The 16,909-nt window shown below is 52.6% G+C and carries 14 protein-coding genes; 9 read left to right on the top strand and 5 right to left on the bottom strand.

Annotated elements, in window-relative coordinates; all coding sequences use genetic code 11:
* Positions 1-10 precede the first annotated feature (10 nt).
* The 3 genes from cyoA to HVX64_RS06425 form a co-directional block, all read right to left on the bottom strand.
* Positions 11-967, bottom strand: a complete 957-nt coding sequence (gene cyoA, locus HVX64_RS06415) for a cytochrome o ubiquinol oxidase subunit II (protein ID WP_043001581.1) — start codon at positions 965-967, stop codon at positions 11-13.
* Positions 968-1,424: 457 nt separating this feature from the next.
* The gene (ampG, locus tag HVX64_RS06420) at positions 1,425-2,900 is read right to left on the bottom strand and encodes a muropeptide MFS transporter AmpG (protein ID WP_044259025.1); all 1,476 of its coding nucleotides are present in this window, start codon (positions 2,898-2,900) and stop codon (positions 1,425-1,427) included.
* A 47-nt stretch (positions 2,901-2,947) separates the two neighbouring features.
* Positions 2,948-3,526: a lipoprotein gene (locus HVX64_RS06425; RefSeq protein WP_043001580.1), complete on the bottom strand. Its 579-nt coding sequence runs from the start codon at positions 3,524-3,526 to the stop codon at positions 2,948-2,950.
* Positions 3,527-3,833: 307 nt separating this feature from the next.
* Between HVX64_RS06425 and bolA the strand changes: the two genes are divergently transcribed.
* From bolA to fadM, 9 genes are all read left to right on the top strand, one after another.
* Positions 3,834-4,151 (top strand): transcriptional regulator BolA, encoded by a 318-nt coding sequence (bolA, locus tag HVX64_RS06430; protein WP_042324511.1) that lies wholly within the window; start codon positions 3,834-3,836, stop codon positions 4,149-4,151.
* Positions 4,152-4,492: 341 nt separating this feature from the next.
* Positions 4,493-5,791: a trigger factor gene (tig, locus tag HVX64_RS06435; RefSeq protein WP_043001579.1), complete on the top strand. Its 1,299-nt coding sequence runs from the start codon at positions 4,493-4,495 to the stop codon at positions 5,789-5,791.
* 245 nt (positions 5,792-6,036) lie between these two features.
* Complete coding sequence (gene clpP / locus HVX64_RS06440; protein WP_002891804.1) at positions 6,037-6,660, top strand: ATP-dependent Clp endopeptidase proteolytic subunit ClpP; 624 nt, start codon at positions 6,037-6,039, stop codon at positions 6,658-6,660.
* Positions 6,661-6,787: 127 nt separating this feature from the next.
* Positions 6,788-8,062, top strand: coding sequence for an ATP-dependent protease ATP-binding subunit ClpX (gene clpX, locus HVX64_RS06445; RefSeq protein WP_042324505.1), 1,275 nt, complete (start codon positions 6,788-6,790; stop codon positions 8,060-8,062).
* Positions 8,063-8,246: 184 nt separating this feature from the next.
* Positions 8,247-10,601: an endopeptidase La gene (lon, locus tag HVX64_RS06450; RefSeq protein WP_042285905.1), complete on the top strand. Its 2,355-nt coding sequence runs from the start codon at positions 8,247-8,249 to the stop codon at positions 10,599-10,601.
* Between the two features lie 208 nt (positions 10,602-10,809).
* Positions 10,810-11,082 (top strand): nucleoid-associated protein HU-beta, encoded by a 273-nt coding sequence (gene hupB / locus HVX64_RS06455; RefSeq protein WP_042324500.1) that lies wholly within the window; start codon positions 10,810-10,812, stop codon positions 11,080-11,082.
* A gap of 267 nt (positions 11,083-11,349) precedes the next feature.
* Complete coding sequence (gene ppiD, locus HVX64_RS06460) at positions 11,350-13,224, top strand: peptidylprolyl isomerase (protein WP_044258959.1); 1,875 nt, start codon at positions 11,350-11,352, stop codon at positions 13,222-13,224.
* 150 nt (positions 13,225-13,374) lie between these two features.
* Positions 13,375-13,749, top strand: coding sequence for a helix-hairpin-helix domain-containing protein (locus HVX64_RS06465; protein WP_044258956.1), 375 nt, complete (start codon positions 13,375-13,377; stop codon positions 13,747-13,749).
* A 103-nt stretch (positions 13,750-13,852) separates the two neighbouring features.
* Positions 13,853-14,251, top strand: a complete 399-nt coding sequence (gene fadM, locus HVX64_RS06470; RefSeq protein ID WP_043001576.1) for a long-chain acyl-CoA thioesterase FadM — start codon at positions 13,853-13,855, stop codon at positions 14,249-14,251.
* 64 nt (positions 14,252-14,315) lie between these two features.
* Here the strand turns inward: fadM and queC are convergent, their stop codons facing one another.
* Both queC and HVX64_RS06480 read right to left on the bottom strand, forming a co-directional pair.
* Positions 14,316-15,011, bottom strand: coding sequence for a 7-cyano-7-deazaguanine synthase QueC (gene queC / locus HVX64_RS06475; RefSeq protein WP_043001575.1), 696 nt, complete (start codon positions 15,009-15,011; stop codon positions 14,316-14,318).
* A 190-nt stretch (positions 15,012-15,201) separates the two neighbouring features.
* Positions 15,202-16,902, bottom strand: coding sequence for an SgrR family transcriptional regulator (locus HVX64_RS06480; RefSeq protein ID WP_044258954.1), 1,701 nt, complete (start codon positions 16,900-16,902; stop codon positions 15,202-15,204).
* Positions 16,903-16,909: the final 7 nt, after the last annotated feature.

A 16,909-nucleotide genomic window follows, 5' to 3' on the forward strand; every position in this document is an offset into this window, starting at 1 on the left:
GTATTCTTCCTCAGCCCCTTGAGTTGGCGGCTTCCGCGTGGCTCATGTCCATGCCTTCCATTCCTTCGTGCGAGCTGTGCTCACCTTCCGGTTGGGTCATGTCCATGCTCTGACCGTGAGCCATAAATTTGTTAATCACGTCTTTAAACAAATCGGGTTTCACGTTGGAGAAGTATTCCACCTGGTTGTATTCGCTTGGCACAGCCACTTTCTCGAACGCAGCCATGTCGCTCATGGTGTTCGGTGACTGTTTCGCTTTAGCAACCCATTGGTCGAATGCGGCGCGGTCCTCTGTTGCGATAGCCTTGAACTTCATACCGGAGAAGCCAGGTCCGCTATAGCTTGCGGAGATACCGTCATAGGTACCGGCTTCATTGGCGATCAGATGCAGGCGAGTCTGCATACCGGCCATGGCATAAATCTGGCTGCCCAGACGTGGGATGAAGAAGGAGTTCATCACGGAGTTAGAGGTCACTTTGAAGTACACCGGAGTGTTCGCCGGGAAGGCGATTTCATTCACGGTAGCAATGCCCTGTTCCGGGTAGATGAAGAACCATTTCCAGTCCATGGAAACCACTTCGATGGTAATGGGCTTCTCGTCATGCGCCAGCGGCTTGCTTGGCTCAAGAGCGTGAGTGGTTTTCCAGGTCAGCACGGCAAGGAAAATGATGATTAAGATAGGAACCGTCCAGACCACCGCTTCCACTTTATTGGAGTGTGACCAGTTCGGGCTATACTTCGCATCTTTATTGCTTGCACGGTACTTCCAGGCAAAACCTACAGCCATCAAGATTGCAGGAATAACGACGATCAACATCAGGCCAAATGCCGTCAGTATCAGCGAACGTTGCTCCAGTCCAATCTGTCCTTTGGGATCTAACAGCGCAGAATTACAGCCACTGAGTAATGCAGTGCCTGCAATTAATGACAACCATCCCAAACTTTTATTGTATTTCCTGAGTCTCATTTAACGACCTCAATTCCACGGGACCGGGTGGCGTTTAAAGTGTGTGGGCATTTTACGGGAAGGTTACATTACTGTAAACATCATTGGATCTGTGTTACCGGGTTCTGCCGCCCGTGTCACATATGTTGCAAGATATGTCGTTTCAGCATTAAGAACCTGTTGCAACATCACGTTATAACGAAAGGGGACTTCAGGAAGGCGACGCGAGGGCAATTGGTATAACCAATGCAAAAATAAAACAATTGGTTAACAAGTGATTATCAATAAAGAGACAAATAAAATACAAAAAATAAATGTGTTTCGGCTGAATCGAGTAAGGAAAATAAAACCTATAAAAGGCGTCAATAATTTCCAGATTCTATTGCGCACAAAACAACAAATATTAATTTTTTCAGTTGTTGTTTATTTAGCCGATATAATTACGCAGGGTGATTACAACGGCTAAATAAAGGGGCGCTTACACCAGCCGCGTTTTGCGTAGCGCCAGATAGTCGAGCAAGCCGCCAAACACGATGCCGAAAATGGCGATAGTCACTGCGACTTCCAGCAGTCCGGCGAGGAAGGAGAAGTTAGTGAACGCCAGCGCGTTCAGCGACAGCAACAGCAACCAGACGGCAAGCAACACGCATCCCGCCATCAAAATCCATAACGCCAGACGGTAGGCCGAACGGAATTCTGTTCGCGGCAGGAAACTTTCGCTCTGTCGCGTGTACTCCAGCGTTTGCCGACACACCAGCAGCAATATCAGGCCCGGAACGGCGGCTACGACGGAGAAAAGATAAAACGTCGACCAGCCATGCGCCTCGACAAACCAACCGGCAACCGGGCCAACATAGACGCGCCCCACGGCAGAAAGCGCTGACAGCAGGGCAAACTGGGTGGCGGAAAATGACTTATTACACAGCGTCATCAGTAGCGCGACGAACGCTGACGTCCCCATTCCCCCGCACAGGTTCTCGAAAAACACCGCCGCAGCCATGCTGAACATGTGCTTGTCGGTCACCGACAGGAGCCAGTATCCGGCGTTAGAGACGCCCTGCAGAATGCCGAAAATCAGTAAAGCGCGAAACAGCGTCAGCCGTTGCATCAACACCCCGCCGTACAGCGCGCCAATAATCGTGGCGATAAGCCCCAGCGTTTTATTGACGACGCCCACTTCTCCGGCGTCAAAGCCCACACCACGAATCAAAAAGGTGGTGGTCAGGCTCATGGCGAAGGCATCACCCAGCTTATAAAGGATGATGAGCAGCAAAATCAGCCAGGCGTTGTTACGTCCGAAGAAATCGCGTAGCGGGGCTGCGACTGCCTGCTCCAGCGTTTTTGGCACCGGAATGCTGTCGGTCGGTTCGGGGGCGAGCAGAGTGGAAATAATACAAGGGATCAGTAATGCTGCCATCAGCCAGTACATGCCTTGCCAGCCGAGCCAGCGGTCGGCCATCCACAGCGCCAGTCCACCGGACACCAGCATGCCGAGGCGATAGCCGAGCACGCTGATTGCCGCACCGGTTCCGCGCTCTTCTGCGGCTAAGACGTCCGTTTTCCAGGCGTCAAACACAATATCTTGCGACGCTGAACAAAAGGCGATCACTACCGCCAGCGCCGCCATCCAGCGCAACTGGCTATCGGGCTCCAGAAAACCCATCGCGGCGATGGAGACCAGCAACAAACATTGCGTCGTCAGCAACCAGCCACGACGACGGCCTAAAAAGGGCGGAGTGTAGCGGTCCATGACCGGAGACCAGAGAAATTTAAAGACGTAAGCCTGACCGACCAGCGAAAAGAAACCGATGGTTTTCAGGTCGATATTCTCGACGGTCATCCATGCCTGAAGCGTACCGGAGGTCAACGCGAGCGGCAGGCCGGAGGCAAAACCTAACATCAGCAAAATGGCTGATTTCGGTTGTTGAAAAATGCGTAAGTAGTGACTAGGCATGGGCATATAAAGCTGACCCGGCGCGGAGCCGGGTCAGGGGGCAGAAATTAACGAGCGTTCTGTTTGATGAAGTCGTGGACGCTAGTGTCCTGAGACATATCAGTAATCGTATCGGTCAGCACGCTGTTAACCGCGTTGGCGATATTCTTGTTGGTCGCCTGGAACGCGCCTTCAACGGAGTAGCTGGCGCGGTAGTTTTTGGTCATCTTGTTGCCGTTGGCCGCCGTCGCGATGATCGCGATATCGGCCTTGGTGGCGATGTTATAACGCACGTTGCCCTGAGACACATCCGCGTATAGCTGGTTAACAATGATCTGCAGGTTCACCGCACCGTTCGGGCCAACCATATAACCGCGCGAGGTCATCTGTTTTTCCAGCACTTCTTGTAACAGGAAGCGCAGATCGCGGGAGGCCGTCAGTGTCACCAACTGATTGTCGCGGGTCACTTTCGCCAGCGCCTGGTCCGGACGCTGATCGGCGCCGTTGATGCTAACGGTCACGCCCATCAGGCTAGGATCCTGTTGCGGGAGCGTGATTTTAGGCGAAACGTCAATCGTGGTTGGTGGTGTCGCACAGCCCGCCAGCATGAAAAGCGCGATTAACGGGAAGAGGATTTTTTTTAACATGTTCGTGCTCTCAGTAACTCTTAATCATATGGATAGAGAAAAATTCCCGCCATCATAACATCGCCAACGGCGAGGGGAAGTGGGTAACGCATGTAAATTCATCATGTTGTCGGAATAATGAAGTTATAGAGACCAAATTGGGCATTTATGCCATCCCCCAACGGGTTGAATCAGTAAACTTCATCGCGTTGATGGCGAAAATCAGACGAAGGCTAAATTTTTGTTGTAATGGCGCAATGGAACCGGTAAAAGCGGCTAATATTTAAAGGGATGGGTGACATCTCAGCGCCGTTTGAGGAGATATATCATGATGATACGTGAGCAAATAGAAGAAAAATTAAGGGCAGCGTTCCAACCCGTGTTCCTCGAGGTCGTGGATGAAAGCTATCGTCATAATGTCCCGGCTGGCTCAGAAAGCCACTTTAAGGTCGTTCTGGTTAGCGATCGCTTTACCGGCGAGCGTTTTTTGAATCGTCATCGGATGATCTACGGTACATTAACCGCAGAACTGTCTACGACGGTCCACGCGCTGGCTCTGCATACTTATACCATTAAAGAGTGGGAAGGGTTGCAGGATACGATCTTTGCGTCACCTCCCTGTCGTGGTGCGGGAAGCATCGCGTAAAAACGCATTTGCAACTGCTGGCGTTTTTCCAGTATGTTGCTAAAGATTATGTGAAAACGGCCTGCGGGCCGTTTTGTTTTGTCTGAATTTTGCACGAGTCAAACCCTTTTCAGGGCAAGAATAGCCGGGAATTGTGAAAAATGCCGCAGCAACGCGTAATAACCGTTCTCGACTCATAAAAGTGATGCCGCTATAATGCCGCGTCTTATTTGAATGTCTTCGGGATGATTCTGACGACAGGGAATGTGATTGATTAAGAGAACATCCCGGTTCCGCGAAGCTAATAATCTGTGCTTGCGGAGTAGAGTTGACCGAGCACTGTGATTTTTTGAGGTAACAAGATGCAAGTTTCAGTTGAAACCACTCAAGGCCTTGGCCGCCGTGTAACGATTACTATCGCTGCTGACAGCATCGAGACCGCTGTTAAAAGCGAGCTGGTCAACGTAGCGAAGAAAGTGCGTATTGACGGCTTCCGTAAAGGCAAAGTACCGATGAATGTTGTTGCTCAGCGTTATGGCGCGTCCGTTCGCCAGGACGTTCTGGGTGACCTGATGAGCCGCAACTTCGTTGATGCCATCATCAAAGAAAAAATCAATCCGGCTGGCGCACCGAACTACGTTCCGGGCGAATACAAACTGGGTGAAGATTTCACCTACGCGGTAGAATTCGAAGTCTATCCGGAAGTTGAACTGACCGGCCTGGACACAATCGAAGTTGAAAAACCGGTTGTTGAAGTCACCGATGCGGATGTTGACGTGATGCTGGATACCCTGCGCAAACAGCAGGCGACCTGGAAAGATAAAGACGGCGCTGCGGATGCAGAAGACCGCGTTACCCTCGACTTCACCGGTTCTGTAGACGGCGAAGAGTTCGAAGGCGGTAAAGCGTCTGATTTCGTACTGGCGATGGGCCAGGGTCGTATGATCCCGGGCTTTGAAGACGGTATCAAAGGTCACAAAGCGGGCGAAGAGTTCACCATCGACGTGACTTTCCCGGAAGACTACCACGCTGAAAACCTGAAAGGTAAAGCGGCGAAATTCGCCATCAACCTGAAGAAAGTGGAAGAGCGTGAGCTGCCGGAACTGACTGAAGAATTCATCAAACGTTTTGGCGTTGAAGATGGTTCCGTTGCCGGTCTGCGTACTGAAGTCCGTAAAAACATGGAACGCGAGCTGAAAGGCGCGGTGCGTAACCGTGTTAAATCTCAGGCAATCGACGGTCTGGTGAAAGCGAACGATATCGACGTTCCTGCTGCACTGATTGACAGCGAAATCGACGTTCTGCGTCGTCAGGCTGCTCAGCGTTTCGGTGGTAACGAGAAACAAGCGCTGGAACTGCCGCGTGAACTGTTCGAAGAACAGGCTAAGCGTCGCGTAGTTGTGGGTCTGCTGCTGGGCGAAGTGATTCGTACCAATGAACTGAAAGCGGATGAAGATCGCGTGAAGGGCCTGATCGAAGAAATGGCTTCTGCTTACGAAGATCCGAAAGAAGTGATCGAGTTCTACAGCAAAAATAAAGAGCTGATGGACAACATGCGTAACGTCGCTCTGGAAGAGCAGGCGGTTGAAGCGGTTCTGGCGAAAGCCAAAGTGACTGAAAAAGCCACGACCTTCAATGAGCTGATGAACCAGCAGGCGTAATTCCGCTTAAACGCGCGAATTTCGCTCAAAGGCCCGTCACCGTCAGGTGGCGGGTCTTTTTTTTGTCATGACTTTTGCATGGAAGCGTGCGAAAAAGCCCTTTTCGGTGTTAGCGTTCAGGCAAAAGATTGTTATGCTTGAATTATGGCGATGCCGTACCCATAACAGAGGGACTAGCTGATAATCCGTCCATAAGGTTACAATCGGTACAGCAGGTTTTTTCATTTTTTATCCAGGAGACGGAAATGTCATACAGCGGCGAACGAGATAACTTTGCACCCCATATGGCGCTGGTGCCGATGGTCATTGAACAGACCTCACGTGGTGAGCGCTCTTTTGATATCTACTCTCGTCTACTTAAGGAACGTGTCATTTTTCTGACCGGCCAGGTCGAAGATCATATGGCTAACCTGATTGTGGCGCAGATGCTGTTCCTGGAAGCTGAAAACCCGGAAAAAGATATCTACCTGTACATTAACTCTCCGGGCGGCGTAATTACCGCAGGCATGTCGATTTATGACACCATGCAGTTTATTAAGCCAGACGTCAGTACCATTTGTATGGGCCAGGCGGCCTCAATGGGCGCGTTCTTGCTGACGGCCGGGGCGAAAGGTAAACGTTTCTGCCTGCCGAACTCCCGCGTAATGATCCATCAGCCGTTGGGCGGTTACCAGGGCCAGGCAACGGATATTGAAATTCACGCCCGTGAAATCCTGAAAGTTAAAGGGCGCATGAACGAACTTATGGCACACCATACGGGTCAATCTCTTGAGCAGATTGAGCGTGATACTGAGCGCGATCGCTTCCTCTCTGCCGCTGAGGCAGTTGAGTATGGCTTAGTCGACTCGATTTTGACCCATCGTAATTGATGCCCGGGGCGCAACTCTGCCGCTATACTTACCAGGGGCGGCACAACGCGACAAAGCGAGTTGCGCCTGAGAATGGCATTTTGCGTCGTCGTGTGCGGCACAAAGAACAAAGAAGAGGTTTTGACTCATGACAGATAAACGCAAAGATGGCTCGGGCAAATTGTTGTACTGCTCTTTTTGCGGCAAAAGCCAGCATGAAGTGCGTAAGCTCATCGCCGGTCCATCCGTGTATATCTGCGATGAATGTGTCGATCTGTGTAACGACATCATTCGCGAAGAGATTAAGGAAGTAGCACCGCATCGTGAACGCAGTGCGCTGCCGACGCCACACGAAATTCGTAACCATCTTGACGATTACGTCATCGGTCAGGAACAGGCCAAGAAAGTGCTGGCGGTCGCGGTATACAACCACTACAAACGTCTGCGCAACGGCGACACCAGTAATGGCGTCGAGTTGGGCAAAAGTAATATTCTGCTGATCGGTCCGACCGGCTCCGGTAAAACGCTGTTGGCGGAAACGCTGGCGCGCCTGCTGGATGTTCCGTTCACGATGGCGGATGCCACCACGCTGACCGAAGCGGGTTACGTGGGTGAGGACGTTGAGAACATCATCCAGAAACTGTTGCAGAAGTGCGACTACGATGTGCAGAAAGCGCAGCGTGGTATTGTCTATATCGATGAAATTGACAAGATTTCCCGTAAGTCTGACAACCCGTCGATCACCCGTGACGTTTCCGGTGAAGGCGTACAGCAGGCGCTGCTGAAACTGATCGAAGGGACGGTTGCTGCCGTTCCGCCGCAGGGTGGACGTAAACATCCGCAGCAGGAATTCTTGCAGGTGGATACCTCTAAGATCCTGTTCATCTGTGGCGGTGCGTTTGCCGGCCTGGATAAAGTGATCGCCAACCGCGTTGAAACCGGCTCCGGCATTGGTTTTGGTGCAACGGTGAAAGCGAAATCCGACAAGGCCAGCGAAGGCGAACTGCTCTCGCAGGTTGAGCCGGAAGATTTGATCAAGTTTGGTCTGATTCCTGAGTTTATTGGTCGTCTGCCGGTTGTGGCAACGCTGAGCGAACTGAGCGAAGAAGCGCTGATCCAGATCCTGAAAGAGCCGAAAAACGCGCTGACCAAGCAGTATCAGGCGCTGTTCAATCTGGAAGGCGTTGACCTGGAGTTCCGCGACGAAGCGCTGGATGCGATTGCCCGAAAAGCCATGGCGCGTAAAACCGGTGCCCGTGGTCTGCGTTCCATCGTAGAAGCCGCGCTGCTGGATACCATGTATGATCTGCCTTCGATGGAAGACGTCGAAAAAGTGGTGATTGATGAGTCGGTGATCGGCGGTCAGAGCAAGCCATTACTGATTTACGGCAAGCCGGAAGCCCAGCAGGCATCTGGTGAATAATTAGCCAATCCATACAATCAGTTAATCAAAAAGGGGGGATTTTATCTCCCCTTTACTTTTTCCGTAATCATGGCGTTGAATGTGTGGGAAACATCCCCATATACTGACATACATGTTAAAGGTGGCATGAAGCACAGCTATGCCATCTGATTACCTGGCGGACACTAAACTAAGAGAGAGCTCTATGAATCCTGAGCGTTCTGAACGCATTGAAATCCCCGTATTGCCGTTGCGCGATGTGGTGGTTTATCCGCACATGGTCATACCCTTGTTTGTAGGGCGGGAAAAATCTATCCGTTGTCTGGAAGCGGCTATGGACCATGATAAAAAAATCATGCTGGTCGCCCAGAAGGAAGCATCAACGGATGAGCCGGGTGTAAACGATCTTTTCACCGTCGGGACCGTGGCCTCTATTTTGCAGATGCTGAAACTGCCTGACGGCACCGTCAAAGTGCTGGTCGAAGGGTTACAGCGTGCGCGTATTTCTGCGCTGTCTGATAACGGCGAGCACTTCTCTGCGAAAGCGGAATACCTTGATTCGCCTGCTATTGACGAGCGCGAACAGGAAGTGCTGGTACGCACGGCGATCAGCCAGTTCGAAGGCTACATCAAGCTGAACAAGAAAATCCCACCAGAAGTACTGACGTCGCTCAATAGCATTGACGATCCGGCGCGTCTGGCGGACACCATCGCTGCCCATATGCCGCTGAAGCTGGCGGATAAGCAGTCCGTGCTGGAGATGTCAGACGTGAACGAGCGTCTGGAATATCTGATGGCGATGATGGAGTCTGAAATCGATCTGCTGCAGGTTGAGAAGCGCATTCGCAACCGCGTGAAAAAGCAGATGGAGAAATCTCAGCGTGAGTACTATCTGAATGAGCAGATGAAGGCGATTCAGAAAGAACTCGGCGAAATGGACGACGCGCCGGACGAAAACGAAGCGCTGAAGCGGAAGATCGACGCGGCAAAAATGCCGAAAGAGGCGAAAGAGAAAGCCGAAGCTGAACTGCAGAAGCTGAAAATGATGTCGCCGATGTCAGCGGAAGCGACCGTCGTGCGTGGTTACATCGACTGGATGGTTCAGGTGCCGTGGAATGCGCGTAGCAAGGTTAAAAAAGACCTGCGTCAGGCGCAGGAAATCCTTGATACCGACCATTATGGTCTGGAGCGTGTGAAAGACCGCATCCTTGAGTATCTCGCGGTACAGAGCCGTGTGAACAAAATCAAGGGGCCGATCCTGTGCCTGGTGGGACCGCCGGGGGTAGGTAAAACCTCTCTGGGTCAGTCCATCGCCAAAGCGACCGGGCGTAAATACATCCGTATGGCGCTGGGCGGCGTGCGTGATGAAGCGGAAATTCGTGGCCACCGTCGGACATACATCGGTTCAATGCCGGGTAAACTGATCCAGAAAATGGCGAAAGTGGGCGTGAAAAACCCGCTGTTCCTGCTCGATGAGATCGACAAAATGTCTTCCGACATGCGTGGCGATCCGGCATCCGCACTGCTTGAAGTGCTGGATCCCGAGCAGAACGTGGCCTTCAGCGATCACTACCTGGAAGTGGACTACGATCTCAGCGACGTGATGTTTGTCGCGACCTCCAACTCCATGAACATTCCAGCGCCGCTGCTGGATCGTATGGAAGTGATCCGTCTGTCCGGGTATACCGAAGACGAGAAGCTGAACATTGCCAAACAGCACCTGTTGCCGAAGCAGATTGAGCGTAATGCGCTGAAGAAAGGCGAGCTGACGGTCGACGACAGCGCCATTATCGGCATTATTCGTTACTACACTCGTGAGGCTGGCGTGCGTAGTCTGGAACGTGAAATTTCCAAACTGTGCCGGAAAGCGGTTAAGCAGTTGCTGCTGGATAAGTCACTGAAACACATTGTGATCAATGGCGATAACCTGCACGACTACCTGGGTGTACAGCGCTTTGACTATGGTCGCGCGGACAATGAAAACCGCGTAGGCCAGGTGACAGGTCTGGCGTGGACGGAAGTGGGCGGCGATCTGCTGACCATCGAAACCGCCTGCGTGCCTGGCAAAGGCAAGCTGACCTACACCGGTTCGCTGGGTGAAGTGATGCAGGAGTCCATTCAGGCTGCATTGACCGTGGTGCGTGCGCGTGCGGAAAAACTGGGTATTAATCCGGACTTTTACGAAAAACGCGACATTCACGTTCACGTTCCGGAAGGGGCGACGCCGAAAGACGGTCCGAGCGCCGGTATTGCGATGTGTACCGCACTGGTTTCCTGCCTGACCGGTAACCCGGTGCGTGCCGATGTGGCGATGACCGGTGAGATCACCCTGCGTGGTCAGGTGCTGCCGATCGGTGGGTTAAAAGAAAAACTTCTGGCTGCGCACCGTGGTGGTATTAAAACGGTCTTAATTCCGGATGAAAACAAACGCGACCTGGAAGAGATTCCGGACAATGTTATTGCCGATTTGGACATCCATCCGGTGAAACGCATTGAAGAGGTTCTGACGCTCGCATTGCAAAATGAACCCTCTGGAATGCAGGTTGTGACGGCAAAATAGTGACCTCGCGCAAAGAGCACTAATAAAAACAGGGCTGGCAGGCCATTTCGTACTTGCCAGCCTTTTTTTGTATAGCTAATTTAGATGACGGATTGGGCTTGCCATCATTATCGGGTGTTGTAAGGGCATGGCAGGCCTGATATAACTGCTGCGCGGTCGCACTTTGAAGGATTCTGGTGCGATATAAATTATAATGAGGAAGAGAAGAGTGAATAAATCTCAACTGATCGACAAAATTGCTGCAGGGGCTGATATCTCCAAAGCTGCGGCAGGGCGTGCGTTAGACGCAATTATTGCTTCTGTTACCGAATCTCTGAAAGAAGGGGATGACGTTGCGCTGGTAGGTTTTGGTACTTTTGCTGTTAAAGAGCGTGCTGCCCGTACTGGCCGCAACCCGCAAACAGGTAAAGAGATCGCCATTGCTGCCGCCAAAGTACCTGGTTTCCGTGCAGGTAAAGCACTGAAAGACGCAGTAAACTAAGCGTGATCCCCTTCCGGGGACAGGACTCAGTACAAGGGCGCATCAATTGATGTGCCTTTTTTGTTTTTGCAGCGATTTTCTACATGTTGTGGGCTGACAATCGCCCCTGTTTCTTGTCACAATAGGCCTTTATGCGCAGCGTTCAGGAAACGCTATGCTGCGTAACGCGTATATACACAAGGCATTCACGTTTCATCGGGGCAGTTAACGACGAGGCCGCGTGAAAGATGCCGTGTATAGTCACCTACAGCGGAGTGTGGTTACACCATGATGGACAGCTTACGCACGGCTGCTAACAGTCTCGTGCTCAAGATTATTTTCGGAATCATTATCGTGTCGTTCATTCTGACCGGCGTGAGTGGTTACCTGATTGGCGGAGGCAACAACTACGCCGCTAAAGTGAATGACCAGGAAATCAGCCGTGGGCAGTTTGAGAATGCGTTCAACAGCGAACGTAATCGCATGCAGCAACAGTTGGGCGATCAGTACTCTGAGCTTGCGGCAAACGAAGGTTACATGAAAACCCTGCGCCAGCAGACGCTTAATCGTCTGATTGATGAAGCGCTGCTTGATCAGTATGCCCGCGAACTCAAACTGGGCATCAGCGACGAGCAGGTGAAGCAGGCGATTTTCTCCACGCCGGCATTCCAGGTCGATGGCAAATTTGATAACAACCGCTATAACGCGATTGTTAATCAGATGGGGATGACCGCTGACCAGTATGCGCAAGCCTTGCGTAACCAACTGACTACACAGCAGCTTATCAGCGGCGTCGCGGGCACCGATTTTATGCTCAAGGGTGAGACTGATGAGCTGGCGGCGCTGGTTGCACAGCAGCGTGTCGTCCGTGAAGCCACGATTGACGTCAATGCTCTTGCAGCGAAGCAGTCGGTGACGGATCAGGAAGTGGCCAGCTACTACGAGCAGCACAAAAACAGCTTCATGACTCCGGAACAGTTCCGCGTCAGCTACATCAAGCTGGACGCCGCCTCGATGCAAAAGCCGGTTAGCGATGAAGATATCCAGTCTTATTACGATCAGCATCAGGATCAGTTCACCCAGGCACAGCGTAGCCGTTACAGCATCATCCAGACTAAAACGGAAGATGAAGCGAAAGCGGTACTCGACGCGCTGAACAAAGGTGGTGACTTTGCTGCGCTGGCGAAAGAGAAATCGGCCGACATCATCTCTGCCCGCAACGGCGGCGATATGGGTTGGCTGGAAGACGCCACCACGCCGGAAGAGCTGAAAAATGCCGGGCTGAAAGAGAAGGGCCAGCTTTCTGGCGTGATTAAATCCTCTGTTGGCTTTCTGGTTGTGCGTCTGGACGACATTCAGCCGGCGGTTGTGAAGCCGCTGAACGAAGTCCGTGATGACATCGCAGCGAAAGTGAAACAGGAAAAAGCGCTGGATGCTTACTTTGCTTTACAGCAGAAAGTGAGCGATGCGGCGAACAATGATACGGAATCTCTGGCGGGTGCCGAACAGGCAGCTGGCGCGAAAGCGGTACAGACGGGCTGGTTCAGTCACGAGAACCTGCCGGAAGAGCTGAATTTCAAACCGGTATCAGACGCCATTTTTGATGGTGCTCTGGTGGGTGAAAACGGCGCGCCGGGCAGAAACTCCGATATCATCACCGTCGATGGCGATCGCGCGTTTGTTCTGCGTATCAGCGATCACAAGGCAGAGGCCGTGAAGCCACTGTCTGAGGTGAAAGATCAGGTTACGGCGCTGGTTAAGCACAACAAGGCAGAGCAGCAGGCTAAACTGGATGCGGAAAAACTGCTGGTTGAGCTGAAGGCGGGTAAAGGCGCAGAAGCGATGAAAGCCGCTGGTCTGAGCTTTGGCGAGTCTAAAACGCTGAGCCGTACGGGCCAGGATCCGGTTAGCCAGGCGGCGTTTGGTCTGAGCCTGCCGGCGAAAGATAAGCCGAGCTATGGCATTGCCAACGATATGCAGGGCAATGTGGTTTTGCTGGCTCTGGACGACGTGAAAGCGGGCTCCATGCCGGAAGATCAGAAGAAAGCGATGGTTCAGGGGATCACCCAGAACAATGCGCAGATTGTCTTTGAGGCATTGATGAGTAACCTGCGTAAATCGGCGAAAATCAAAATCGGCGATGCGATGGATCAACAGCCGTAATCGTCGAGACGTCTCGCAAATCATTGCACAACCGTTGTAACACCTGAAGGCCGCTTTCGCGGCCTTTTCCATTTCTGACATTTGCCATTTGTTCGTTGGTTTTAACCTCGTTATCGTGATTCCACTGTTCACTAACAAGGAGAAAACAGTATGAAACATGGAATCAAAGCGTTACTTATCACCCTTTCCTTCGCCTGCGCGGGTATGACGCAAAGCGCGCTGGCGGCGTCATCGACAGCGAAAAGCCCAGCGGTGGAGACCAGCGCACAAGCACCGGTTGCAGGGCAAAACAAATCCGCGGTTCCGGCGAAAGCCAGCACCGAAGAGGGCACCAGGGTCAGCATCAATACCGCATCGGCAGAAGAGCTGGCGCGCGCGATGAACGGTGTTGGCCTGAAGAAAGCACAGGCGATCGTCAGCTATCGTGATGAGTACGGCCCGTTTAAAACGGTGGAAGATCTCAAACAAGTACCGGGGATGGGCAACGCGTTAGTGGAGCGCAATCTGTCTGCTTTAACACTTTAATCACTTGCGCACTGGCAAATATTTGCCAGACTGAGAGAGGTCATACCAGTTATGGCCTCTCTACTCCTGTCTCTCTATAACAAAAACGTAAGGTCTCTGCGCTATGCAAACACAGATTAAGGTTCGTGGTTATCATCTTGATGTCTACCAGCACGTGAATAATGCCCGCTATCTTGAGTTTCTGGAGGAAGCCCGCTGGGATGGCCTGGAGAGCAGCGATAGCTTTCAATGGATGACTGCCCACAATATCGCTTTCGTGGTGGTCAACATCAATATTAACTATCGCCGTCCGGCGGTTCTGAGTGATCTGCTAACCGTCACCAGTCAGGTGCAACAGCTAAACGGGAAAAGCGGTATTCTAAGCCAGGTGATTACGCTGGAACCGGAAGGACAGGTGGTGGCTGATGCGCTTATTACGTTCGTCTGTATTGATCTGAAATCGCAAAAAGCGCTGCCGCTGGAAGGGGAGTTACGCGAAAAGCTGGAGCAGATGGTGAAGTAGGGGTGGATGATCCAACTGTTGGCCGGATAAGGTGCCAGGCACCGCCATCCGGCGAAACCCGCAATTATTTCAAACCGGTCTTCTGCTTCATTGCCGCCATTATGACCGGTTTATCTGCCAGGTAATGATTCAGGCCATTTGCGCGTAGATTACAGGCCGCGCAGTGGCCGCAACCGTCGCCCTTGATGCCGTTATAGCAGGTCAGCGTTTCTTCACGTACCAGATCCAGCTTGCCCCAATAATCTGCCAGCGCCCAGGTTTCGGCTTTATCAATCCACATCAGTGGCGTTTCAAAGCGGATATCTTTCGCCATCCCCAGTTTAATGGCGTGATTCAGCGCCTCGACAAAATCATTGCGGCAGTCAGGGTAACCAGAGAAATCGGTCTCGCAGACGCCGGTAATCACCGCTTCTGCTTTTACCTGATAAGCATAAATCGCCGCCAGGGTCAGAAACAGAATATTACGTCCAGGGACAAAGGTATTCGGGATCCCATCAGCATCCGGTTCATAATCCGGAACCGGGATGTTGTCACGGGTCAGGCTGCTGACTGCCAGTTCACTCAGCAGCGTCACGTCCAGTACTTTGTGTGCACGTGCACCCAGTTTCAGGGCCAGATCACGTGCAACATCAATCTCCGCGCGATGGCGCTGACCATAATCAAAGGTCACGCAATGCACTTCATCATACTGATGCAGTGCCTGCACCAGACAGGTGGTGGAGTCCTGGCCTCCACTGAATACTACGACGGCACGTTTCATGGTTAATCCTGATAAGTTACTGTACACAAAGCCATTCAAATTGCATCGAGACGAAAAGTCTGAGAATCTCCTGGAGTTTACATAAGTAAATGACAGGGGTGAACAGACGTAGCCGACAAAGAGGCAGTTTGAAGAATGACGTGTATAAAGCCGCTATGGTAGCGCCAGAGTTGCCTGGCGACCAGCTTCTTCACGACGCGGGTGGTGGTAGCCAGGCTTCGGTGAACTCAAACCAGCCGCGCGGATTCAACCGCACCCCGTTCACACCAGGTGGTGCGCTGATGCGATAGTGATAGTTAAACAGCGGCGTCAGCGTCGCGTCATCCATCAGGCTGGCGAAAACTTGCCGCAGCGCGGCATAGCGATGATCCTCTTCCGGTCTGATTTGCAGCGCATCCAGCGTGGCCTGAAGATGTGAGAATGTTGGTGCATCAAGCACGTGCGGCCAAAGTGAATCACAGCGTAGCCACTGTTCGAGTGTATATTCGGGCGCTTCGCCAATCAGGCGGTCTCCCATCAGCAGATCCGCTTCGGCAAGCCGTTGGCAGCCGTCCCAGGTTTTCGCGTTATGAAAAATCAGCGTCAGTTCGCAGCCGAGGGCGGCCAGCGTGTGGCGCAGGTGTTCTGCCATAGTATGCAGTTCCACCGGCAGGTGATAAACCAGCGTCATTTTTTTCGGTAGTTCAACCGATTCCAGCCCCTCCCACTGCGGAATGGCCAAGCCAGGCAACAATTCGTTGCAGGGCGTAATCAGGTTTTCTCTCACATCCAGCGTTTGCAGCAGTGAAGAACGATGAATAAGGCTGACCAGCCGACGAGCCTGCAGTGGCGTCAGGTGGGCGCTTTTTTTCAGCGCGAGATAGCAAAAGCCGAGACTGATGCCGGTACTTACCGGGCTCACCGTGGCGAGTTCTTCGGGTTTGCCAATGGTTATCTGCACCGGATGGCGACAACTGGTGCCGAGATCTTGCTCAAAAAGCTGAGGGGTGATCCAGTATTCAATGGCTTTGAGCAGTGGATGTACGAGATGGTAATGGTCATGGCTTTCCAGACGTACCAGTTCGGGCGTAAACAGCGTCAGACGAAAAGGTCCCGTTCCGATGACGGGGTGTTCCGGATGTGCCAGCAGGCTGCCGTAGCTTGCCAGCCGGTGCGCCAGCCAGAAATCCGGGCGGTGCAGGATAAACGTCAGGCACTGCGGATGCGTCACCTCAATGTGCTTTACGCTGATAAACAGCCGGTTCAGTGCCGGGAGTTTGCGCAACATCAGCAGTCGCTGATGAAGCTGTGTGGTTTCTACCGCGTCACCGTTGTGCCAGAACAGCATCGAGCGGATATAGAAGTCCCAGCGCAACCCGTCGGCGGAAATATCCCAGTGGTGGGCTAAATCCCCACAGGGCCGCTGCGTCTGGCTGTCAAAACGGGTCAGTCCGGAGAAAATCTGCCCTGCGAGATGTTGCTCGGCGCGACCGGGAAGAAAACCAGAATGCAGCGGTTCAAGCTGACGGTAATAGGGAATACGCAGCGTGGGCGTGTCGTTTTGCCATTGACCCCCCATAAAGGGCTGCAGCATGGCCCGCAGTTCACCGGGTGCCAGTTGCGCCAGCTCCAGTACGCTAAGCTGTTGGCCCTTCTCCAGCGCCTGTTCCATCATCGCCGTGCGCAATGATTCCGGGGCTACCAGAAAACGCAGTTGCCCGCGCTTACCGCGTCCGGACTGCGCCTCCCAGACCAGCCAACCCGATTCCTGCGCCTGGCGCAACAACGTGCGGACGTGCCGCTCACTACAGAAGCAGCGTTCAGCCAGTTCCCCGACGGTCACGTGCTGCGGTTCGCCGTTAGAAGGCTGCCAGAGTCGCTGGTACTGATTAAGCCGATTGAGAAGTCGCATATAAACC

The organism is Citrobacter sp. RHB20-C16 (assembly GCF_013890155.1).
Taxonomy (GTDB): domain Bacteria; phylum Pseudomonadota; class Gammaproteobacteria; order Enterobacterales; family Enterobacteriaceae; genus Citrobacter_A; species Citrobacter_A amalonaticus.